This window comes from Sphingobacterium sp. UBA1498 (assembly GCF_002325125.1).
GTDB lineage: Bacteria > Bacteroidota > Bacteroidia > Sphingobacteriales > Sphingobacteriaceae > Sphingobacterium.
In genome coordinates this window covers 190,408-214,141 of the sequence record NZ_DCRG01000032.1, presented here as the reverse complement: position 1 = coordinate 214,141, position 23,734 = coordinate 190,408, and the positions used below count along the sequence as shown (strand labels likewise).

Sequence of the window (23,734 nt, the reverse complement as noted above, 5' to 3'; positions counted from 1 at the left end):
TTATATGCATTTAAAAAGACTGCTCTACCTGTCGTTGTTAGGTTTTAGTCCGGTGCTTGCTTATAGCAATACGTCCTCCGGAGCGATTGAAATCGCGTGGGCACACCACGAAGCTGACACCAGCATTTTACCTTTTGACAAAAGCGTCCGTTATGGTAAACTGGCCAATGGACTCACCTACTATATCCGTAAGAATACCGAACCCCAAGAACGTGTTTATATGTATCTGGTCAACAAGGTAGGATCTATCCTGGAGAACGAAAAGCAACGTGGGCTGGCTCATTTTCTGGAGCATATGGCCTTCAACGGCACGACGCATTATCCCGACAACAGCCTAGTTGACTACCTGCAAAAAAATGGAATCAGCTTTGGAGCCGATATCAATGCGTATACCAGCTTCAACGAAACCGTGTACCAACTGCAGCTGCCCTCCAATGATGGCAAACTTGTTGGCAATGGCTTTCAGATTCTTCAGGACTGGGCACAGGGCATCAGTTTAACACATCGAGAAATCGACAAAGAGCGCGGCGTGATTTTGGAAGAAAAACGTGCCGGCAAGAGCTTGGGCGAGCGCATTCAGGACAAGACCTTGCCCGTAGCGCTTAATCAGTCTCTATATGCCCAGCGTATTCCCATCGGTACAGAAGAAGTCATTCAACATTTTCCCTACCGGGAAATTGAAAGTTTCTACAAAAACTGGTACCGCCCCAACCTGCAAGCCGTTATTGTCGTCGGCGACATCAATGTCGATCAGACCGAGCAACTTCTCAAAAAGCAGTTTTCGGCGCTTAAAAACCCTGTTAAGCCTACACCCCGCCAAACGTATACCATTCCGTTGCAGGGCAAGAACCAATTTATGGTGGTGACGGATCCTGAAATTACCGCAACGTCCATCGATATCAGCATCAAACACCCTGAGCGGAAATTACAGAACCTGTCGGACTATAAGCACAACCTGATCAAGACCTTGTTTAACACCATGATGGCAGGGCGATATAGTCCGTTATTTCGGCTATCCAATCCGCCATTCTTGAGCGGCGGGGCATCACTAAATGGCTTTATGGGCGGACTGGATGTATTCCAGATTCAGCTCACCGCCAAACCCGGCCGTCTGAAAGAAGGATTTGATGCAGTATGGCGCGAGCTGCTGCGGGCCAAACAATATGGATTTACAGCCACGGAGCTGCAGCGTGCTAAAGATACCTATATGAGCGGAATGGAAAACATGCTGCAAGAAAAAGACAAAATTGCATCCGAACAGTACGTGCAGGAATATATCCAGCATTTTCTGAACGATGTAGCATCTCCGGGCATCGATCATGAAATGAAATTGACGCGCGAAATGCTTCCGGCGGTCAGCCTTTCGGATATCCAGCAGCTCTTGCAACAGTATCTAACCGATAGCAACCGCGACATCATTATTTCAGCTCCTGAAGCCGATCAGGCAAATCTGCCGAAAGAGGCCGATATCAACAGTTGGATCGCTACGTTGTCCAAAGAGAAGCAGACTGCATTCTCGGAGGAAGCCAACGACCTGCCACTGCTCAAACAGGAAGTACAGCCCGGTACAATTGTTAAAGAAGAAAAAGACAGCAGGTTAGGAACCACGACTTTGACGTTGAGCAACGACGTCCGGGTAGTCTTAAAACCGACCAACTACCAAAACAATCAGATCACCTTTCAGGGATATTCCTACGGTGGAACATCGCTTTACGATGACCAAGATTTTCAGAGCGCGACGAATGCCGTTGGCCTCATTGCTGCGAGCGGACTGGGAAACTATACTGCCGACCAATTTGAAAAATCATTAGCCGGACGAACGGCCTCGGCATCCCCCTTTATCAGTGAGACTGCCCAGGGCGTGAGCGGCTACGCCAACAACAAAGATCTGGAACTTGCCCTGCAGATGATGTATGGATACTTTACAGAACCGCGTCTAGACACGACCATTGTTGCCGGTATCCTGGCCAATGCCAAAGACGGACTGAAAGACCGCGATAAAAATGGCGACGCTGTATTCCAAGACTCGGTGATGGCCATCCTTTCGGGCGATAACATCCGACGGACAGGCCTAACACTGGCTAAAATCAATCAGATCAATCCTCAGCGTGCTTTGGACATCTACAAAGAACGTTTTGCTAATGCTTCGGGATACAATTTTAGTTTTGTGGGCAGCTTTGATATTGAAAAAATAAAGCCCTTGCTTGCCAAGTATATTGGTGGACTACCGAGCATCTCGTCGAAAGCACCCGCTTACCGTAATTTAAACATCCAAATACCTGACGGGAAGATCGAGAAAAAGCTGGCGCTGAGCAAAGAAGACAAAGCGATGGTCTATCTTGTTCTTTCGGGTCCATATGACTATAGTGAGGCTAATAACATGGCTTTGCAGGCCTTTCGGGAAGTCTTGGATATCCGTTTGTTGGAACGACTACGTGAAGAAGAAGGTGGTGTGTATTCGCCATCGATCCAGATGGATTATAGCAAGCTGCCTGATGCCCGTTACACCCTTACGGTAGCTTTCAGCTGTTCGGTGGCCAATGCGGACAAACTGGCGAAGTATTCACTTGAGGAAATTGAGAAATTAAAAGCAGCAGGACCTTCTGTTGTCAATCTCGACAAATTCAAAGCGAACGATAGGCTGAGCTATGAGTCGGCCCTCAAAACAAATGATTTCTGGTCAAACTACCTGTACAGCAACTTGTACAATGGAGATGATATGTACCGTATTTTTGAACGCGCATCGTTACGCGATAAGCTGACTCCAGCGCTGGTTAAAGCTGTTGCCCAACGCTATATCAGTGACCAGAACGTCATCAAGATCGTTCAGCTTCCGGAAGTGAAAAAATAAATACAGCCGGGCTATCGACCTTTCATTATCGTCATAAGCACTAAAAAATGAAAGCCGTAAAGAACTACATTCTTTGCGGCTTTCTTGTGTACTGACCAAAACTCTTGATTGGCATAAAAAAGAAATTGTCTATCCCTGGAATTTATGTTTGCCCATCTATGATTTCAAGCAGCATCATGTTTTAAAAAAGTTTCGAAATTTCCAAGCCAGTGCAAATGCCACCAACAGCAATCCGATGAGCCAAAGATTGGGTACTGCCCATGCACTCCATTTTTCTGTGCTTTGCTGCTTCAGCATTTGTATGCGGCTAGCGCTACTTTTTGTAGAAGCCTCCTGTTTGGCACTTATCCTTACCTGAGATTCCAGCATGGCCAACTGGCCCTTTTGTCCGATTAGACCACTATCCGGGTGAAAGCGAAAACTGCTATCCGTCCAAAACAACCAATACCGCGATTGGCTGTCGCTCAGTCCCCTGTACCAAATATCCAGTTGCTGCTTGTAATTGGACTGCGTTTGTTCTTCCCGCTGAGCTTCCTTCAGCTCGCTTTGATAAAGTTTACAGGAATAGAGTAATGGGAAGATCATGAGAAAGCGCCCACGCTTGAATAAATACTTTAGCATAGCCCCTCCTTTCAGTCCAGCCAATTTGAAAACACATGAATAGTGGATGCAGGACGCCGCTTTGAAAGGACCTGATTACCTACATTTCCTTCCACAGTCACGATCCAATTGTCCTCTTTTTTGCGCACAATCCCCACATGGTTGATACGTTGGAGACTGGCGCTATAGATCGCGAATAGATCTGCCTGGCGAACACTCCCCTGCCCGATCTGCTGGGCTGTATAACGCCGAGCCACCGGAAAAAGTGCCGGGCTCCAGGGATTCCGCGGAGCTACTAATCCAGCTTTGCCGTAACACCAGGAGGCAAAAGCCGCACACCAGGCATCCCCCCTTCCCAGTCCGACATACGCGAGGTATTCCTCTACCCTGCTGCCATCGTTGTTGCCTGTGGCCTCGCGCACGCCTATCTCCTTTACAGCAAAATCGACAATACGTGCGCGTACACCCGAACTGGAGTATCGTTTCACTGATGGGTCATTGTCCCGCTCCAGTTCAGAACTGGTACTTCGGAGCTCAGCGTAACTGCCTGACCGCTTCTTGTAAGCTACAGCAGTATTGCCAAAACGGCTAAGAACGAGAATAGCGACAGAAAGAATACCGAAAAATAAATAATGCATTGTTGCCATGATGTCAATTGATTAAAGTGAAAACTAAATTCCTGACGGAAAAACTTAAAAGGCTGCCACAGGATTTCCTGGAGCCAGCAGCAGCAATAAATAGCCACCGCGCCAGCCAATACGGCAAAGAGCAGCACGGAGAGGATACCTAGATCCAATACCCCGGCTGTAGGATCGATCGCCTGTAGCAAAAGCCCTGCTGAGATAAAAAATAAGAGGAGACCTACCAGTACAATGCCAAGCACCTGTCCTCCTGTTAGCGGCCAATAGATATCCTCGACATCCGAGACCAGTTGTTTTTGTATGGATTCCATTTATTTTGTTTTTAATTTGTTAATAGTAAACGGGGTTCAGGATAAAAGGGAGGTGCTCCTGAGCGAGCAGCCTCCCTTTATACAGATGCAGCTAGTTCAACACAAACTCCCCTAAGTATTGGCTCGTTGAGGTGATTAGCCCATCCCGATGGATATTAAAAGACCAGCCCACTATTTTCTTTCCTGTATAGCTGTCGGGTAGCACGATATCTATCGCTGCGTCCGATCTCGTTGCACCTTCGTACGCAAAAAAGAGGTTGTCCGCTTCATCGTACAGGATGACCAGCACCTGATCGTCGTCAAAGGCATTAAAACGATTGTTGATCGGATCCCAGGTCAGGTTTAGCACACGAGGCGCCACCTCACCTACAACTAAGCCAACCAAAGCTGCCAGACTACCACTGGCAATTTTGACTGCCGCGAAGTCTATCGTAAAATGTGGGTAGTTACCCCGAAAAGCGTGGTTGATAAGCTGTTGAAAGGCCGCATTATAGCCCGTTTTGTTCCTTAGCTTGCTGTCTGAAAACCCAAGCATCAGGATATCTTTGATAGATTTGAGAAAACTGGTCGTCATCCCAAACTTCATCCGCTGTGCCAGCTGCGCTTCTGACGAAGCCTTGCTACTCTTTTTTGGTAACGAACGTACATAATCTATTCCTCGCCATGAACTTCCGACGACATTCCCAACTTTTCCGCTATAGGATCCGTGAATCCCTTTTACAAATCTTGCCATGTTATTATTTTTTTAAATTGTTAAACCCTAAAGTGGCGCTGCAGGCAGCCACTACTTTGATATCATGGTACTAAGGTAAAGCGGTGTATGAAAGGAATTTGCTTTATGGCGCCATCTGACGTCACTTGACTGAATATGCCATTTCCGACGACATCAAATCCAGCATTTTGATGGAAAACGTTGTGCTTTTCGAGCGATCTTCATACAGACTCGCCTGCTTTTGAATTGATCGTTATTTACCTGCTTGAGGTTAATCTGAGACCATTTGTAGGTTAATTAGTTAGCATTAAGGCCAGGTAATGGCTTGTAAGTTGCCGTAAAAAAGCTATTCATAGGCAAGCAATAGGCAAAGAAACAGCAACCAAACAGCATAGAAAGACCAATGAATAAGCAAACAAATGGCAAAGAATAAGCAAGGAAATGGTATAGGGTAAGCAAACAGATAACAGAGAAATACCATAGAATAGGCAACCGAGGGGCTGTCTAATCCCAACGTAATCCCAAAGAGGAAGCAGCGACTAGCTTGGTTCACTTCGTGCACTCGAAATAAAAAGGCCAATCTTTTCCCAAAGATCAGCCTTAAAAAACAATGTTAGATCATACCTCGATTTATGCTTCGCTTAATTGCATCCTGGAGGTCCTGTTCGCGGTAATAATGCTTGTTGCCCAGGCAAATGGGTTTGAGTACTCCCGATTTTACCCAGCGGTTGTACGTACGTTCAGAGATCCCGAGGCGTGATACCACAGCCATACGAGTCATCAGTTCGTCCACATTCCAGCCTATCTGCCTTCCTTCATTTGGCATGATTTGGTAGGCTTTGCAGGACAGCTTGTCGTTAATTTCTCGCAGCAATTGTACGATTTCATTCAATTGTAACATAAATTATTGCATTGATTGATGCCATGAAATGGCGCAGCCCTACCGGTTTTTATTTATTATTCTGTCTATAGACTTCGTATTGATGCCGAAAATTATCTTTATAAGATCGGGTAACCGTAATAGGGAAACCATTTCTTGGTTTGACAAAATGAAGTTCACCTGAACGCAAGAGATCAATTTTGGAAAGATTGACCAAGGTATTTATCCGAGGGCGGGCAAACATGGCTGCTGGAAGGTTAGTCTGCAGTCCTCCTAGGCTTCCTTTAACTTGATACTTATCTTTTTCCAAATAAATATCGATTATATCGTTGTCTACTTGCGCATAAAAAATCTGGTCAACTTCTATTTGAATCCTATCGTTATTGAGATCTTTTATCGTTAAACTTTTCACTTCTCTGCCTTGGTCCTGCAATTTCTTATCTACCTTTTCGACCACATCTTCCATTTTGGCCTTCAATACATTGAAACTGATCTTTTTACTAAAATAGGTGTAAAAACCGGCCTCATTTGCCTTAAACACATAATCTGTATGTGCTGAACAGGCAACCATGACGGGCGGATTGGGAATCAAACTGGCCAATTTGATCCCATCAATCTCCTTATCTCCAAGATCCATACCCAGTATCAACACATCGACCTCATTTTCTTTTAGATAGTTGAGGGCTTCTATGGGCTTTCGAACAATTTTGATGTCGTCATTGATAAAAGGAAGTTCCTTCAATGACATTAAAATATACACCAGCGAGTCTGGATTATCATCAACGATCAATAGTCTATAATTTAACTTATCCATGCTATTTTATTAAAACAAAGGTTTATAATTAAAAAAAATATAGAAAAATAAATTTACCTAAATTATTTGTTTAATTTCAATATAAACAAAAATATTATTAATTGAGACTAAAATCAGGCAGTTAAAATTACGACAAACAGAAAACTACGGGATTACCGCTGAAAATACCATGTTTTTTTCGGTTACGTATGTCCTTCACATAGCCGACTTCAATTGGTTAATTAAGGGAGTGATTTCCTTCGCAAAAGCACACTCCCTATTCGGTATAGGGCTGCATATCTATACCTCTTCACATTTAATCACATGTTGACTCCATTTCATACTATCGTTTGTTGAACCATTTTCCGGCCTTGGGCTGTACCTTCCCTCACCAAAAATTTAAAACTCCTTATTGGATCCAATGGCAACAAAGATGTCGGCAAAGAAAAATTATTTCAAAAAAAAATGTACATACAGCACAAATGGACGCCTGCAAGACAACGGCAGCACAAATCTGTCAGGTGCAATCTGAAAATGTCATCTACGCTACACGTTGGTTATTCGCACGAAAAATACTGTTATGTACCATTTTATTTGGTCTTTACGGTGAATTCTTGCTAAAATCATCTCGTAACTAATTGTAAAGAATATGAAAAGATCTTATAAAATTGTATTTGGTACGGAATACGAGCGCATTGACGATCCTCCCCATCCATTAAGTTACCCTATTCGCCATGCGAAGGAGAGGCATTGGCAATCTTCTCACAATCAGATCAGCGAACAAACCTTTGACGGCCGATATGCTTATCTCTACGCGTACGAGTATTGGATCAGCAAGTCGACCGATGTAACGATTGAGGTGTATATGAACGACCTGCATGTCATCTATCCGCTATTGAATGAAGTTCAAATTTGGGGAGAAAGGCTGGATCAGGCATTCCGTTTTGAGCTTTGTCCCGCTGAGGGCGCTTATTTATACGTTGCATCGGGCCATTATCGTTTACATTTACCTATAGGCCATCATATACTGGTTGGCTTTGTCGTGGATGCCGGTATGTTCAGGCCGCCGGCCATTCAACAATTTTCATTTCTCAAACACTTGGTTCAGGCAAAAAAAGAGGCGTCAACAACTTCGCTCAAAAGTGTGGGTTTTCGTGTTGGCCCCATTACTGTCAAATACCTGTGTATCCTATTCAGCATACTCAACCCCAATACGCTCAACAACGAGCATATCCTGCTCAAACATCTGATTTTTCTGATCGATCTAAGCCGTTTTAAGCTTCTGGGTGACACTGACATAGACAATCACCTTGCAGTGCGTTGCCGACAGCTACTGGATATTATGATCCTGCAGCGCGGTGCTCAAGCGCTGATCAAAGAAGTAGCTGCAGTGTTTCTGACAGACGCGCAACAGCTCAGCCGCGAATTCCACAAATTTTACGGTATCCGTATGAAGGACTACCGCAACCTGCTGCTTCTCGATCATATTGAGCAGCTTATTGTGGAGCACGATAAGCTGGGCACTACTGCTCATGAAGTCGGATTTAGTGGCCCGAGCGAAATGAACCGATTTATTAAAAAGATGACCGGTTTGACGAGCGCTCTGTTTAAACAACAACTCGAACAAAATACGCGATAAAAAATCAAACTAAATCGACTTTCTTATGAATTTTATAGAAAGAAAAAACTGGATGTTAATACTACCCATGCCATCCTTCAAGATGCTTACGATGCTTTGCCGCAGCTGATGAGCCGGTTGGCGCCTGGCGGTTGGGAGGAAAGCAGCTTTCATCAGGAACTCATGGACAGCCGGCAGCTATTTTATGACTGTTACCTGGAAAGTGATAGCGCAAGTGTATGGGAGACAGACTCCTCCTCTGATGTTCGCGCGCATGTGGATCAGCCCGAAGAAAAATTAAGCCTTGATGATTATTTATACATCTGCTTTCCACCGATTGGCTACGATTACTTAGAGCTATTTTACTTAATTTCCTGCATGCTCACTGAAATCACTTTTGTCAGTAACCTCTATCAGAATCATGACGGGGACAAGTATTATTTCGATGAAATGACAATGGAAGATCTGGTGATCCAATTGGCGCATGAGAATGGAGAAATTGATAAAAACTGGGCGGATTTGATGGTATTTACCTTTTCGCCGCCCTACATGGAGGCGATGGAACTGCACTATTGTCTGGAGGTATTATTTCGGATTTTGCTAAAACATGGCTTTCAGCTCGATTATTGGCACAATGAGATTTTACAAGTTGTCGATCTTCAAAACGTATATCAAGAACTATTATTCAGTAACCTCGACGCCCATGAAAAAGAGCAGCGGCGTGAATCGGTTAAAGCGGACATCACTGCTATACTCCGTACCTACGATAGCTCGGCGATTGATCCGCTCGACCTGCCGGCCATCATCGAAATGTTTAACCTGCGCGAAGTGTGCCCCATCGTGCTCGCCTACCTCCATACCTATGGTGAATTTCCAAAGGGATATCCTTATTTATTGACCGAATATCAAGGCTATCTATAAATTGCCCTTATCAAACTTGGCCTATCGATCAATCAAGTTTGGCCTAACGCGAGGGGTCTTTATGATTGTAATTTAGTCTTACTAATGTAAGTAAGCGATTAACAAAATAGATTATGGCACTAGGCGGAAGATATTTACAGCATGATGGAGGCACAGCAGCGGATACAGTTCAAAACGTAGGGTCACGTAGTTGGTTTGGGCGCAAATTAACTGGGGTGCTTTCGTACATCAGAAAGCATCCCCAGGAATTTGTGTTGCAGGTATTGACTTTTACTCTGCTCTGTCAGTGGATCTATGTCGGGTCGAAGAAGGTATTCACCTACGCCGAATTCCGTGCTTCGATGATCAAACAACCTTTTGCCAATGGGTATGGCATTATGCTATCGTATATCCTACCCGCCGTACAGTTAGCTACAGGCACCCTCTTTATTTTTGAAGGAACTAAAAGATTGGGCTTTTGGTTTACGATCATCCTGATGTTTGTTTTTTCAAGCTATGTGATCTTGGCCTTACGAGATACCTGGGGAAGTATTCCGTGCGATTGTGTCCTCGAATTTCCGATCAGTTGGAAGGCACATCTTTGGGTCAATGGTCTGATCTCGATTGCATGTATTGCAGGCTTACTGCTTGATAGAAAGATAAGGATTTCGCATCAGAGGAAATTGATGACGAAGTAAGGTTCATAAAGAAATTAGCAATAGCTGTTACAGCGGAAGCTGAGCCCAAGGCTGGTTCAGCAGAAGGGCGCGTCTGCCAAAAGACTGAGGGCTTCTCGTCCTAGATCGGCCGTAATAGCCTATCGAAAGGGGAAAACACAATTATAAAAAACAGAAATACTTTAAATGTATGAAAATATTAAAATTTAATGCAAAAGCCGCAGTAGCTGTGGTCGTTGCAATGGCATCCTTTATCGGATTTAACAGTTTTAAAAATGCTGAGAAAAAAGTGTCATCGTCTTGGTATCAGATTACAACAAATGCATCCAATCCAAGTGATGATGTATTAGGAAGTGCAATTACAGATCCAACCTTGTCGGGTCAATGTAACGCAACTCCCGATGACATGCGCTGTGCACTCTTTATTGAAAACCCCGATAATCACGACCTATCAGGGTTAACAGTTGATGAAGCATCACAATTGTCGAACGTTCAGATCACAAGTGATCTGACCTACAAACCAGAACAATAGATACATCATAATTTTGTTTTTCATGTCTTGATTATTGGCTCCATCAAATTTATGATGGAGCCTATTTTTTACCGTTTAAACTGCAGCACATCAGATTTTATAATGACTTCCTCAGGAACTGGAAAAGTGTACCTCCTATCCCTTGCTGGAAGACTATACTCTATCCCATTCACCGTCCGCTTTAGGTCTATCTTAAGATTATCTTCCCGATTGAGCCTCCTTAGATCATACCAGCGATGTCCTCTTAGATACAATTCTTTCCGCCGTTCCAACAGCACTAGTGCCAATGCTTGAGCCTGCGTCATATCTTTATACTCGGGTGCTGCCCCTGGTTTGTACCTATATTTTAGGAGCTCATTAACGGCCTGCAATCCATCATTGACTTTTCCTAAACGCACTAAGCATTCTGCTTTGATCAGATAAGCTTCGTCAAGCGCTATTCCTGTAAAGAGTGAAGCAGAACCAAGATACGATCCCTTATATTGATACAGGTTTCCAACCTTAGTAAAGAAATAGCTTTTGCGCAGATCATTACTATCGAACAAATCCACAAAAGAGCTCGGAACGATCAATTTTGTTTTGGAAAAATATTCAACTTGATTAACATTTTCAAAAAGTAAAAACTCCTTATTGCCTATTCCACTTGCCGGGAAAGTATAGCTAACACCAGGTGTAATACTATTATAGTCCAATAATGAATACCCTTCGTTTAAAGCCATATTGGCATAAGTCAATGCTTTTTCATAATCACTTTTAACAAGATATAACCTAGCAAGCATGATCATAGCACACGCCCGATTGGGTAGATACAATACAGGCACCTGTTTGGGCAATTGATCTAGCGCTTGCAGCAAATCACGTTCAATCTGTGCATAAGTCTCGGTTACGGTCGCCCTTTTAGAAATTAACGTCGGATCATAATCCAGCCGCAATGGGATTCCAAATATTTCGTTGTCAGTATCTCCCCAAGGAGCAGCAAAATGCATTGCCAAAGTAAAAAATGATTTCGCCCTAAAAAATAGGGCGTAGCCTTCGAGTTTAAGTCGCGTGCTTTCATCCTGCTCTTTGCCTTTCAATTTTTGCAATCCATCGAGTACAAGGTTAGCATATAAAACCGTCTGATATGGATTGTTCCAATCGGGCACATCCTCACCTTCAAAAAGATCTTTGCTCCAGACATAGGCATTTTTATCCTGTAGCTTTTTCAATGCCAGCCAGATATTATCATCCACAGCGATTTCATCACCACTGGCAATACCTAGACCATTTCCCGTGGATGTATTCATAACCGTGTACTTATTGAGCAACATTTCGAAATCGGTCAAAGTCGATGGTACTAACTGCGATTTGTTGTTCTTTACATCCAAAAAACCGGGGTTACAACCCCATAAAAATAAGAGACAAAATAAACTCAAAAGTCTTTTCATGATTTAATAATTTAAATGAATACCTATCGAATATGCATTGGGAATCGGATAACTTGAATTGACCGCATCCGGATCAATGCCAAATTTATTGGAACGATATAGGATCAACCCACCATTGTACTGCGCAAATAATCCCATATTGGCGGCCCTCCCGCTTTTGAATGCGAAGTTATAATCCAGACGAATATCAGAGAGCTTGATAAAGTCGCCCTTGACTACCAATGGACTTACATTTGCATAATAACTATCCCGATTGGCGTTTACATCGCTTGGTAAAGCAGGTACTATCGTTGTGTGTTCATCCCCCGGTTTTTGCCAACGATCGAGGTAGTCGATATTGCCAATGCTATTCTGAAACAGCTTCGCATAGTCAATGGATTTCCTTCTAAAATAGAAGCCATTTTTCCACTGTACCAGAAAGCTCAGACCACAGTTTTTATAAGTAAATGTATTGCGTATACTTCCCTGATACGGCGGAAAGCTCCGGCCTACTAAAATGAGGTCGTCTATCGAGATGCTATTAAAATAACCTGTATAATCCTTGTCTCCACGCGGGGTTAGTACCATTCCAGTAGCCGGATCCAGTCCACCAAAAGGGTACGCGTATATTTCGTCCAACGAATGCCCCTCCCGAGGTCTTGGAGACGATACAAAGCTGCTCGTTTTGACCGCACTGTTTGCCATGTAGTTGGTCACCTTATTAGTCGTATAGCTCCACAATAGGTTAGCATCCCATCTAAAATTGCCCTGTATAACGTTTGCGTTCAGATTGAGATCTAACCCCTTGGTGATCATATTGGCATAGTTGATCCTATTGTCAACATTTGACACACCATTTGACGTAAAGATTCCGGTTGTTGGGTCCAAAAAAGATTCGCCGATCAGATCGTTTCCATCTTTTGAATAATAATCAATCGTTCCGCGAATTCTTGCGTTCAGCACAGCAAAGTCGAGTCCCAGATTAATGATATTTATCCGCTCCCACTTTAAACTGGGGTTTCCTGCACTGGATAAAGTAGCGCTCGGCAATGAATTTGGGAAGACGAAAGTTGCCACATAAGCCGTTGGCAAAGCACTGATTTTGTTGACCACATTTCCTGTCACCCCATAACTAGCCCGCAGGTTGAGCCTAGAAATCCAGTTTGGCGTTAACTTTAGGGAATTCTTGAGGTCCTCATTGACGCCGATGGACCATAACGGCACACCTTTTTGATTTGTTTTAACTCCAAATAAATTGGAGGCATCCCATCGGGTACTCAGGCTAACGGTGTGCATCTTATCAAATACATAATTCAGATTGCCGTAGTAAGAGATATAGCGGTTTGTCAATTCCATTGTTGTTGCCGTATTGGTTGGAATCAAGCCGCTGCCCTCTGGGCGGACAGGATAGTATTTTGTATAATCGAAGCTTGTCTGATAGCTCAGGTTGTCGCTGTTATAACCATAGAGACGGCTTCCAGCTTCGGCAATGGTTTTGTTCTCGGACAGCTCTGCTCCTGCCAATGCGTTGATCTGATGTCTTTTCAGAAAATTACGGCTGTAATTTAGCTGGCCACGCCAGTTGTACGACTGATCGCTCCCATTGTTCTGATCCAGTATGGCACCCAAAGGAATGATATAAGTACCGTCCGCTTGTGTGAATCTGTTTACCAGATCGCGTACCAAGTAACTATCCTTTTTGTATAGGTTACGAGTTGTGTTAATTCCTTGCTGAAATTGATATTTGAGCGATAAGTTCAATCCCGAGATAATCTCATAAGAAAGGCCTGTCCCTAACAATAGATTCCGGTTTGTCGAATTCAGATCCTGTTGGTTTCGATCTTTTATAGGACTAAAAGACCAGTCGAGCAAGCCATTCTTCTGAGCACTCTCTACGTAGGAAGACAGGTAGCGGTAATTAATGGGAAGCGCCGTTCCATCACCATCCTCAAAGGTTGTATAACCATCCAAATTGCGCGTATAGTTCAGGTCGCTGAGCGAGTAACCATTATGGATGGACTGGTTCATATTTAACCGGATATTGGTATTGAGTACCAGTTTTTTGAGCAGGTTATATTCCGTATTCAATGAAAAGGTATAGCGTCTATCCCGATCCCCCACGATATTGAGGTTATTTTGATCGAAGCCTGCAGAAAGCAAATAATTGAAATCTGATCCACCAGCTTTAAGCTGGAGATTATAGCGCTGCATCCAGGACATCCGGTAAAGGTGTTCTTGAGCTTGCTTGCGTACATCTCTATTCCGCAAGATCTCTTTCTGTTGTTCCAGTGTGGACAGATCAATCAGACCATCCTTATATTTAAAATTGAGCGCGGCTACACCAGGCAGTAAAGTCGGATTAGCCCGGTTGTAAAAACCCCGACCAAAGAGCGTTTGTTCAAGATCGACACGATCCGCGGAGGGGATATAGTTTCTATTATAAAATAAATCAGGCCTATCCTTTAAAATACTGCTCGCTGAAAAGGTTAGCTTCAAAGGTGTATTATTAATCCCCTTTTTGGATGTTAGTACGATCACCCCATTACCAGCTTTAGCTCCCCAGATTGCTGCTGCAGAAGCATCTTTAAGCACCGTTATACTTTCAATATCATCGGGGTTGATCTGGTTTAGATCGCCTGTATAGGGAAAATTATCCAAAATAATCAAGGGCTCCGAATTGGATTCAATTGAGACCACACCCCGCAGTCGCAGTGAAGGCTTATTGGTGTTTTCATTAAAATTTGTTCTTCGGTCAAATTGAAGCCCACTGGTAATACCCTCCAGGCGCTCTATAATGTTTGGAGAAGGATTGCGCTGCAGCAACTTCTGATCAATCTGTACAAAGGAGCCTGGCAAATTCCGCTTATCCGAACGATAATATCCTGTATTGACGATGGCTTCATCTAGCTGTACCGATGTGGCTTTCAAGCGTATCACGGTAATTGAGGGATCTGACAGCAGGGAGACTATTTGCCTACTATATCCAATTGCAGAGGCTTCAATCTGCTTTTGCCCATCCTGTACAAAAGAAAAATAACCACGGTCATCAGTCTTTAACACCTTATTTTGAGGCATCACCCGAATACTTACATTTGGGATAGGCCTATCGTTGCTGTCAAGCACCCTAATTTTTCGGGTTTGCTGTGCACTCGTTAGCAATGGAAACGATAGTAGTATAAAAAAATAGAAAATAGTTTTCATTTGTTTTAAAGGTTAATTGGTATGTTTTTTAACTTCCTTGAGCAGTAGGATCGGGACTTTTTCAAAACCGACTTCAAGTTTTAGGTTGTACCGTTTCAGTTCGCTTTGTACATATTCCATCGCTCCTTTACCGATAAGATTCGTAGGGAATTGCATATGGACCAGCAGCTCTTTGGGCAAATTAGTTTGATCGACTATGCGATTATCATCAAACAACCTATTGGGGAGCCTTGGCAAACCCGTTCTGATATAGTCTAACCATTTAAGCTCTCCATATTGGCCATTGAAATAACGATAAGCAGGGTCAGAAGGCTTCGCTTTCTTTGTTAGCAGTGCAATTGTCCCCTTCGGTTTACCGATACATTTTAACACTGGGACTTTATATTGTTTTGATTGATCAATACTGATCTCAAGCTGATATTCAGCTAGCGCATAATCAGCTAGGTACTGTCGGAAAAGATTTAAACCTTCCTTCGCTTGTATTCCCTGTGGTGCGCGAAATTCAACGGTTCTACTGTTTTTCCTAAGCCAGTCGCCATAGATCGAATCTTTAGCAAAGTCATTATTATACATTTTGGGGCGTCCGATTTTAAGCTTACTTTTCAGATCAGGTCCAATCTCATATTTTATCGCTTTTAATAGATCCATTCTATCAGTCAACAGATCCTGATAGGCAAATACAAGCAATTGATCGATGGGAATATTGATACCATAGTAGAGCCAACCATTAGGCGTTTTTACTGTTTTAAAAGTTACCTGCGCATAGCCCTCGGCGTAGCCACCAACTTTAAAGCTATCCTTTTGATAGTGTACAGCTGCTGGAGCATTATGCTCCTGAAAGAGGCGCTGATTAGGATCTATTATCTTGATATCAGTCTCGTTATAGACGGAAGGCATTTTTCCAGCAAGCAGCATATTGATATTTTCCAACGTGGCGTAATTAGCTCGCGGCATTGCTATTACCTTTCCCTTATAGATCCAGACCATATGTGGGATAGCTTGGTGTGGAAAGTAGCGGGACAAGATCGAATCGTTGATCACAGACTGATGTTTCCAAGCAAAACGGTTCAGAACAGCTTGAATTTCGGCATTACCCTCATACGTGACGGGTATGATGGCAACCTTCGTAGTATCTATTTCACCGAGCAGCTCCTCATTCATATTTTTTAAGGAACCAAGGCATGGCATACACCAGTGTGCCCAAAAATCCAGTATGATAAGTTTGTTTCTATCTTTATCTAAGGACCTGTTATAGGTCTTTCTGGTAGACCAGTCGATCATCCGGTGCAGCTCATTGTAAAAGGCTTCGGGAACCTGGTCATTGATATAAAGCCCATGAGCCCCGCTGTCGTTGCGGGGCGTCTGAGCTGATAAACTAAACATATGAAATACAGCAATGCATGTCAGAAGCATTGTTGTATTCTTCAATGGCTTTAAAAAGCGAATTAAATGCAATGTTAATTTTTTCATTATTTTAGGAATTGGTATTGGATTCGGATACGCGCTGGAAGAAATCGGAGATTTCCTTGGTTGCCTTTAATTCTTCTTCGTTCACAGAAGTGGAAATTTGGACTTTACCCAAGTCGGCTTTATCCATATGCAGCATGAAATAGGCTATTGTTGTTCGCAGAAGATCAACAGAAAATGTGGACAATTGATCAATACTATAATTCCCTTCTGTGTTGTCGACATTAGGTTGCAATGCGACCATATGTTCAAGGATCGTGTTCAAAGAATATTTACCCCAGAAATTCTGTACATTCTGAATGGGGTCGTATTCTTCCCTGTGCGTCTCATAGATGACCATATCCAATAGGATTAGGTGAGCATAATTGGATTTCATTCTCAAGATTTTTAATGGTGAGCTTAAGGCATAGCTATTCCAGTCCGACTGAATCAGCTACTTTTTCAGGCCATAAGCCATGTGTAATAAAATTGATTAATTGGAGGAGCTAGAATTCTTTTGAATGAGTATCACTAGGTAAATAATTGGGCGTCTCGAATTCCATAGCTGATGTGACCAGATCATCGCTGGCTGAATCGTACCGAGCTACTCGGGGGATTTAAAGATGTTTTTTGTGGTTTGTTTTTTTTGATTCATTACTCACTCTTTTTAATATATAAAAGTGAGCTTCATGGGCGGGGGAATAAAGTCTCTATAACAGGCTCCCACCTACCGCGCTGCAGGCTTCCGACGGCCAAACGGAACGGATTTACAGTAGGAGCCCAAGAAGTTATAGAATACCAAAGGTACACAAAATATCCGCTTGGGCATTAAACCTACCTCTTCGTCCGTTGCAATTTGTCGGAATTTGCAGCCGAAGCTCTTAAGTCTAACGCTCAATATATCAGTAGATCATTTTTCACTGATAATCAATAATACAAATATAATAAAATGAATTATAAAAAAGAAATCACTTTCCCTTTTATAATTCATTTTAAAAATTCTTTTGTGTATATGAAAATATACGATGCACAAATAGCAAAAAAGAATATTCTAAACTTCTTTAAGAAAAGCGGCATTACTATAGAGGATTTTGCGAATATCCTTGGAACTTCGGATCGATGGATTAAATACATCCAATCCAACGAAAAATACGTCTTCGATGTAGAGATAGTAAAAAAAGCTAGTGCTTTCTTTGCTGTAGAATACAATAAAATATCCTCTATCGTTCTCACGCCACCAAATAATTTACGTCAAGTTCTCCAGAAAAAACATTCTAAAAACCCTGAATATAGTAAAATACTAAATGATACTCCTTCAATCTCTTTTATTATCGAGAATATTTTAGCTATCGATGAAGACTTTAAGAATTCAAATGGACTTGAATTGAAATATGTTAAAAATATTATTAAAAAATATTTTCCTAATATGAAGCTTACAACTCTTTCTTCTGAGTTGCAAAGATCAACAGTGATAGAAACAACAAAGAGTCCAATCAAAATCAATACTAATCTTTATAAACTTAGATAAGGTCGTAAAAGCTTAGGGCATAAGCGATCAAAAACATTGTTCCCTTTAGAAAAAGGCCACATCTTGAAGAGAGTACTATAGAATATTGAGTAAAGTACACGAGGTGTAAATCAGTTAAAAATCTAACCAATTTGAAATAGTCCTACTCTTTAAAAACGTTGACAACGGTCTCAACTTAATTAGAGAAAGAAGACAGAATATGTTTAAACTTAGAACCCTTATTTGGAATATGAAAATAAATAGCTATTTTTCAACATAAAAGTCAAAAAAGCCATATTTCATCTAAGTTTGATATGATCAAGTTGAAAATCATAGTTCAAATATTATCATTTTAATTTTCTATTGTTGAATATGAAGATTTTTATAAAAAGTATTTAATTTACGTTTGCCTTATGAGGGCTTTTTTTAACCTAAAACAAAACAAATGATCATATCATTATTTCTTCGGCATTTTAAAATATATAAAGGAATTAATTATATACCAATTTCAGAGGGGGAAAATTTTGCCAGTATAATTGGTGAAAACGGTTGTGGCAAAAGTTCCATTCTTGAATCATTAGATCATTTATTAAATAAAAAGAGCTCGACTGATTGGCCAATTAATACCGAAGCTAAGTCTGAAGGAATAAGTGGTGATAATTTCCCTTTCTTAGCGCCATTATTTTTAATAAAGAAAAGTAAGCTTAAAAATACTTTAAAAAATGAACAAGAGATGTTTGAAAAGGCTGAACAACTTTCAAATTTTTTATGGACAACTTCATATAAAACAAAAAGAAAGTTTTTTGAAGATTTTCATAAGCATAGAGAATCTCTAAAAAAACTTTATGATCCGGAAGAATACTTTCTTATACTTATAGGTAGAAAATATAATTCACAGATGATCTTCACAATTTCATCTAATTCGTCCTGTTTGCGTTGTGGTAAATGGGATAGTTAGTTCATATTGTAAAGATAAACAAAATTGAACTTACATGAGACAATAACAATGAATTCGCTACGTTGGACAAACTTTTCACCTTAATAGTCAAAAAGGTTAGGTGTAATATATAGCATTCCAATATACTTTCTCTATAACATTTTACACAATAAATAAAAGAAATTGTGACATATACATTCATTTGCTATATTCAAAAACAATATAATTAGTTACATGAATATAACACCTAATATTAGTCACTACAGGTCCTTAGACAGATATCTAAATGGGGACAATAAAGAAGATTTACTTGGTTTTTACAGTACGGCAAAACCTATAAACATCGTTGAGGAAATTAAAAAATCAAAGATTACGTTGGTTATAGGTGAACCAGGATATGGAAAATCTAAATATTTAGCTGAGCTAATTAAAAGTCATCAAGATATTTACGGGGAATTGTTAGACTGTAAAGACTACCCTGGATTAATATTTAATAAATTCTTAAATGATCCAAGTGATAAGAGTCCGTCAACAACAAAATTTCTGTATTTGGACAGTTTGGATGAAGTTGATTTGACAATGATAAAGTCGATTTTAAAAAAAGTTGAGATAATTATATCTAATAATGTAAATATAATTATAGCATGTAGAAACCATTATATATTTGATTTAAAACCACAACTATTACAACTTCCGATTGAAAATATAATTCAGATTCAAGAGTTTAATCATTCCCAAATAATTGAATACATAGACGGTGAATTTGAAAATCAAAAGATATCACAATACTTTATTGAACTATTAAACTCATCGTCATTTAACGTTCTTAAAACTCCTAGATATTTAAAGGCTTTCATTGACACTTATAAAGATGATATAGAATCAGAAAAAATAGATTTAAACTTTAGTAGAATTGATTTATTCGAAAAAGTAATATATCATAAATTAGTGTCGGAGTGGAATAAATTAAGGGGAAAGAAAAATGTAAATATTAATGAAATAACATTAAGTAAAAGAATCCTAGAAAAAATAGCTTTAGTATTCGAAATTTATCAGAAAAATCAAATCACTATAGATGAATTAGTATCTTTTTTTGACGAAATTCATTCAAATATTTCTACAATATTCTTAAACAGCTGTAATTTAGACCATTTTATTGAAAGAACATTAAAGAAAACCGGCAATGTAATTAGTTTTGATAACACAGAGTTTACTGAATATTTAGCTGCAAAAGAACTATTACGCATTGGAAACACTTCACAAATTATATTTGATTTAATATTGAATAAAGATCTAAATATTATATACCCAAATTGGTACAATGTCTTGGCATTTGCCATTGAAATAAACCCACAGGAAACCTTATCCATATTATCAAATTACATTGAAAATGTAAACATCACAAACATAGATGAGAAGTTAATTCACACATTGTTGCATGTTAATCTAGGTAATTTTGATAGCTCAACAATTCCAAACATTTTCTCTACCGTATTTAATTATTACCAATATTCAAAGTACTCAATAGGAAATTATTGTGATTTAATCGCAGGCTTTTACACAGACGAAAGTCAAGAATTAATCAAAGTAGATAATACTGACACCAATTATAGAAATCCACAACAACTCAACAAAGGCCTAATCATTAAAAATTTAGCACCAAAAGATCGTCTCCCCTTACAACTGAAGTACGACTGGATTCAATACATCAAAAAAATTAACATCAATTCAATAACTCAGAGCAATGGCTTAAGTAACTACCTCTGGATTCTAGAAAGCTTAATTAGCCCAGAAGAATTTAGAAGTCACGCAATTATTAAAAACATCCAAAATAAGGAGTCCGCTGAAATTATTATTGAAAGTTATATTCGTTATGAATCTGGAGTTTTTGTTGATGATTTCTTAGGATTGATTATTAAATATCCAGACATCAATAATAAAGATAGGTATTTATCCAGTTTAAAAGATGTAGATTCAATTATTAAAATTTCAGATCACCTATTAAAAGATACTCAAAATAGAAATACTTTTTTCAGTAATGAATATTCATACGTGGATTTTTCACCGATATTTAAAATTATTAGTGATAATAAAACAATATTAAAAGATAAAATTAAACACATACTATTTTCTTATATAGAAGATGACGAACATCCTTACTTCGATGGTTCAAAACAGCTATTTTTAGGAGAGTGTATAAAATTTTTAATTAGAAACGACTCACTCGCGGAATTAATACAACATAGTACGTTTGACAGAACAATTCTTTATGAATTTCATAATGGCATAGCAGAATCTATAGATATTAACGAATATAATCAAATAGTTAATTTATTTAATTCATCATCAATACCTCCATTTGAACTACAAAGACTTAATGTATACATAAAATTAAACAATCCAAATCTAGCTAAAGAATTAGCAAAAGAACATGAACACTTTCAAGAAAAGAACCTAGAGGAAAAAGAACTAGTAGCAAAACAAAAAGAAGATGACGAAAAAGCATTAGTTGATAACTTTAACACAAGAATAATAAATGCTACCTCCGTAACAGATGTTATTTTTGACGAGTTTTTAAAAAGAAAAGATTTATACAAAGAAAAACTTGATGGTAATTCTATCGAAAAACTCAAATTAGAAGTCTCTAATATAATAACCTCTATAGATCCAAAATCATTTAGGATATTTATTACTGAAAGATCACCAACATATAGTTCCCTTGACGTGCGAAACGATAGGTTTTTTAGATTATTTTATTATCTAAAAATTGCCAAAGAACTTCAATTAATTGACTTGATGAAAGATAATAGAGTCAAAATTATTAAATATATTCCTCTACTTAGCGATTCAGATCAAACGAAGTTAGTTTTTGATATTTTGGGACATGTAAGCTTCGAAGAGCAAGAGGAGTTATATAACTTTTGTATTAATAGAACAGATGACCTATCGCTAGCTGAACCATTTAATTTTATTTCAATAATATCTAATAATAACTGGATTATTTTCAAACCCTATCTTAAAAACATTCTAGATAATAAAACAATGAGGGAAGATGTTAAAATTCAGGTATTAAAAGCTTTTGGAGAATTATCATCTACTTTTCTGGATAAACAGTTTTTACAAAACCTTGAACATGCAAATTATAAGAAGAACTATATTGGCAATATTGCAAATCAATATTTAATATCCTTCTTTCTGGACTCTGATTCAATAGATAAGAGATTTGAATATTTTATAAATAACATAAAGCAAAAGACATTTAAACAAGATCAACTGTCAGATTATTGGTATGGACAGACCCCCTATTTTTCTTGCTTACATAAAATAAGTGATGACAAAATTGGAGGAAAAATTTTAATTCTCCTAGAGGAAAGTTTAAAGCTGAATTTGACTCCAGATAATTCTGAGAGAAGAAGTATTTTGCAAAATGAAGTCTTAAAATACTATGAATTAAACATTTCTCTTCGAAATCTATTTGAAATAGAACGTGTTTTGAATAACTCTCTCTATATAAGCACCAAACATACTTTTCATGAAAACCTAAAAACGCTAAAGTTTATACTATTAAACAAAAATGTATCATACAGAAGTATCTCAGAGTCGATTCAAAGCTACAATGAAGTTAGGAAAAGGAAATACTTAGCAATATATGATGTAAGTGATTTGAAATCTAAAATTGAAGAATCTATTTTAGATTTTAAATCATTCTTCTTTGAAGAAGCTTATTCACATGTAATTACTAAAATGGCAAGTAAGGGAAATATTCAAGGTCCTGTATTTTCGGAAGACACTCTTCAAAAAACTTTAAAAATAGCATTAGAGAATGCATTACTTAATAAAGGGATAAGAAATGTTGATATTATGAGAGAGCTCCAAATTTTTGATAATAAAAGGCTCGATTTCGTGGTAAAATATGGATTTATAGGCCCTATTATTTTCGAATTGAAACTCTTAAACAATCCAGAAATTCAAAAACAAGAAAAGCGTAAAGAATATAAAAAGAAACTATTACAATATATAAATTCTGTAAAATCAAAATTTAGCTATTATATCGTTTTTAATGTTGACCTGAATACGCCACAATCAAATTTCTCAGAATTTCAGAATTTGGTTCAAGAGTATAGCGATATTCCAAATCTAAAAATAGAGTTAATTGATTGTATTTAGGGTTAATCTGTAAGTGTCCATTTTAGTATTAACAAAATATCTTCCTCTCTACAAGGTTATTCAAACCAAATTTAAAATAGAAATGATAGCAGTGACCAATACTATTTAGACATTACGGGATACCATAGAATCTGTGTTTTATCTAACTGTATTTTAGATAAAAACATTTTTTATATGAAAACAATTCAAGCAATCAAACCGGGACCAAAGCCAAACAAACCTGATGGCACGCCCGACAAAAGACGACGGGTTACTCCCGAAACGAAACCCAAACATCCGGATTTAAAACCGCACATACACAAACCAGGGGATTCGAAGTAAAGAAGAAGGGCTCAATTATCTTATAACTGAGCCCTTCTAATCTATATGAACCTTCCTTTTCGTGCGTTGTTTTTCAATAAAATCAGTGCTATTCAATTACTGCCTCAACACCTACTCCATGATGATAAATAGCATCGAATAACTTTCTTGTTTCAATATTTTCGTGAATTAGCTCTTCATGATAATCCAAATTAGAAGGTGATAATTGTTCAATTTTAAATTTAATTTCCATTT

At 39.2% G+C, this 23,734-nt stretch carries 19 protein-coding genes; 8 read left to right on the top strand and 11 right to left on the bottom strand.

Annotated features, from left to right (window positions below):
- Positions 1-4: 4 nt before the first annotated feature.
- Positions 5-2,851: a M16 family metallopeptidase gene (locus B3139_RS17995; RefSeq protein ID WP_293884924.1), complete on the top strand. Its 2,847-nt coding sequence runs from the start codon at positions 5-7 to the stop codon at positions 2,849-2,851.
- A 174-nt stretch (positions 2,852-3,025) separates the two neighbouring features.
- Here the strand turns inward: B3139_RS17995 and B3139_RS17990 are convergent, their stop codons facing one another.
- From B3139_RS17990 to B3139_RS17965, 6 genes are all read right to left on the bottom strand, one after another.
- Positions 3,026-3,472 (bottom strand): hypothetical protein, encoded by a 447-nt coding sequence (locus tag B3139_RS17990; protein WP_293884923.1) that lies wholly within the window; start codon positions 3,470-3,472, stop codon positions 3,026-3,028.
- Positions 3,473-3,483: 11 nt separating this feature from the next.
- Entirely contained in the window at positions 3,484-4,098 is a 615-nt protein-coding gene (locus B3139_RS17985; RefSeq protein ID WP_293884922.1) for a CHAP domain-containing protein, read from the bottom strand.
- Positions 4,017-4,403, bottom strand: a complete 387-nt coding sequence (locus B3139_RS17980) for a hypothetical protein (RefSeq protein ID WP_293884921.1) — start codon at positions 4,401-4,403, stop codon at positions 4,017-4,019. Before B3139_RS17980 ends, B3139_RS17985 begins: the two co-directional genes overlap by 82 nt.
- Before the next feature lie 91 nt (positions 4,404-4,494).
- Positions 4,495-5,136, bottom strand: a complete 642-nt coding sequence (locus B3139_RS17975) for a DUF6266 family protein (protein ID WP_293884920.1) — start codon at positions 5,134-5,136, stop codon at positions 4,495-4,497.
- Between the two features lie 592 nt (positions 5,137-5,728).
- Positions 5,729-6,016 (bottom strand): helix-turn-helix domain-containing protein, encoded by a 288-nt coding sequence (locus B3139_RS17970; protein WP_293884919.1) that lies wholly within the window; start codon positions 6,014-6,016, stop codon positions 5,729-5,731.
- Between the two features lie 49 nt (positions 6,017-6,065).
- Positions 6,066-6,809 carry a LytR/AlgR family response regulator transcription factor gene (locus tag B3139_RS17965; protein WP_293884918.1) on the bottom strand — a complete coding sequence of 248 codons (744 nt, stop codon included), beginning with the start codon at positions 6,807-6,809 and terminating at the stop codon, positions 6,066-6,068.
- Positions 6,810-7,437: 628 nt separating this feature from the next.
- On the opposite strand from B3139_RS17965, the gene B3139_RS17960 reads away from it, so the two are divergent.
- The 4 genes from B3139_RS17960 to B3139_RS17945 all read left to right on the top strand — a co-directional run bounded on the left by B3139_RS17960 (position 7,438) and on the right by B3139_RS17945 (position 10,515).
- Positions 7,438-8,427: a helix-turn-helix domain-containing protein gene (locus B3139_RS17960; RefSeq protein ID WP_293884917.1), complete on the top strand. Its 990-nt coding sequence runs from the start codon at positions 7,438-7,440 to the stop codon at positions 8,425-8,427.
- 108 nt (positions 8,428-8,535) lie between these two features.
- Positions 8,536-9,327, top strand: coding sequence for a hypothetical protein (locus tag B3139_RS17955; RefSeq protein ID WP_293884916.1), 792 nt, complete (start codon positions 8,536-8,538; stop codon positions 9,325-9,327).
- Positions 9,328-9,440: 113 nt separating this feature from the next.
- On the top strand, positions 9,441-10,004 hold the full coding sequence (locus B3139_RS17950) for a MauE/DoxX family redox-associated membrane protein (RefSeq protein ID WP_293884915.1): 564 nt from the start codon (positions 9,441-9,443) through the stop codon (positions 10,002-10,004).
- A 169-nt stretch (positions 10,005-10,173) separates the two neighbouring features.
- Positions 10,174-10,515: a hypothetical protein gene (locus B3139_RS17945; RefSeq protein ID WP_293884914.1), complete on the top strand. Its 342-nt coding sequence runs from the start codon at positions 10,174-10,176 to the stop codon at positions 10,513-10,515.
- A gap of 68 nt (positions 10,516-10,583) precedes the next feature.
- Here the strand turns inward: B3139_RS17945 and B3139_RS17940 are convergent, their stop codons facing one another.
- Genes B3139_RS17940 through B3139_RS17925 form a run of 4 tightly spaced genes read right to left on the bottom strand, consistent with a single transcriptional unit; the run spans position 10,584 to position 16,965 of the window.
- A complete protein-coding gene (locus B3139_RS17940; RefSeq protein WP_293884913.1) occupies positions 10,584-11,942 on the bottom strand; it encodes a RagB/SusD family nutrient uptake outer membrane protein in 1,359 nt (452 codons plus the stop codon).
- Between the two features lie 3 nt (positions 11,943-11,945).
- A complete protein-coding gene (locus B3139_RS17935) occupies positions 11,946-15,122 on the bottom strand; it encodes a SusC/RagA family TonB-linked outer membrane protein (RefSeq protein ID WP_293884912.1) in 3,177 nt (1,058 codons plus the stop codon).
- Positions 15,123-15,134: 12 nt separating this feature from the next.
- Positions 15,135-16,592, bottom strand: coding sequence for a TlpA family protein disulfide reductase (locus B3139_RS17930; protein ID WP_293884911.1), 1,458 nt, complete (start codon positions 16,590-16,592; stop codon positions 15,135-15,137).
- 4 nt (positions 16,593-16,596) lie between these two features.
- Positions 16,597-16,965: a hypothetical protein gene (locus B3139_RS17925; RefSeq protein ID WP_293884910.1), complete on the bottom strand. Its 369-nt coding sequence runs from the start codon at positions 16,963-16,965 to the stop codon at positions 16,597-16,599.
- A 552-nt stretch (positions 16,966-17,517) separates the two neighbouring features.
- Between B3139_RS17925 and B3139_RS17920 the strand changes: the two genes are divergently transcribed.
- The 3 genes from B3139_RS17920 (at position 17,518) to B3139_RS17910 (ending at position 23,179) form a co-directional block, all read left to right on the top strand.
- Positions 17,518-18,096: a hypothetical protein gene (locus B3139_RS17920; RefSeq protein WP_293884909.1), complete on the top strand. Its 579-nt coding sequence runs from the start codon at positions 17,518-17,520 to the stop codon at positions 18,094-18,096.
- Positions 18,097-18,520: 424 nt separating this feature from the next.
- Positions 18,521-19,033: an AAA family ATPase gene (locus B3139_RS17915; RefSeq protein ID WP_293884908.1), complete on the top strand. Its 513-nt coding sequence runs from the start codon at positions 18,521-18,523 to the stop codon at positions 19,031-19,033.
- Positions 19,034-19,246: 213 nt separating this feature from the next.
- Complete coding sequence (locus B3139_RS17910) at positions 19,247-23,179, top strand: hypothetical protein (RefSeq protein ID WP_293884907.1); 3,933 nt, start codon at positions 19,247-19,249, stop codon at positions 23,177-23,179.
- Between the two features lie 409 nt (positions 23,180-23,588).
- On the opposite strand, the gene B3139_RS17905 is transcribed toward B3139_RS17910, so the two are convergent.
- Positions 23,589-23,732, bottom strand: a complete 144-nt coding sequence (locus B3139_RS17905) for a hypothetical protein (RefSeq protein WP_293884906.1) — start codon at positions 23,730-23,732, stop codon at positions 23,589-23,591.
- Between the last annotated feature and the right edge of the window lie 2 nt (positions 23,733-23,734).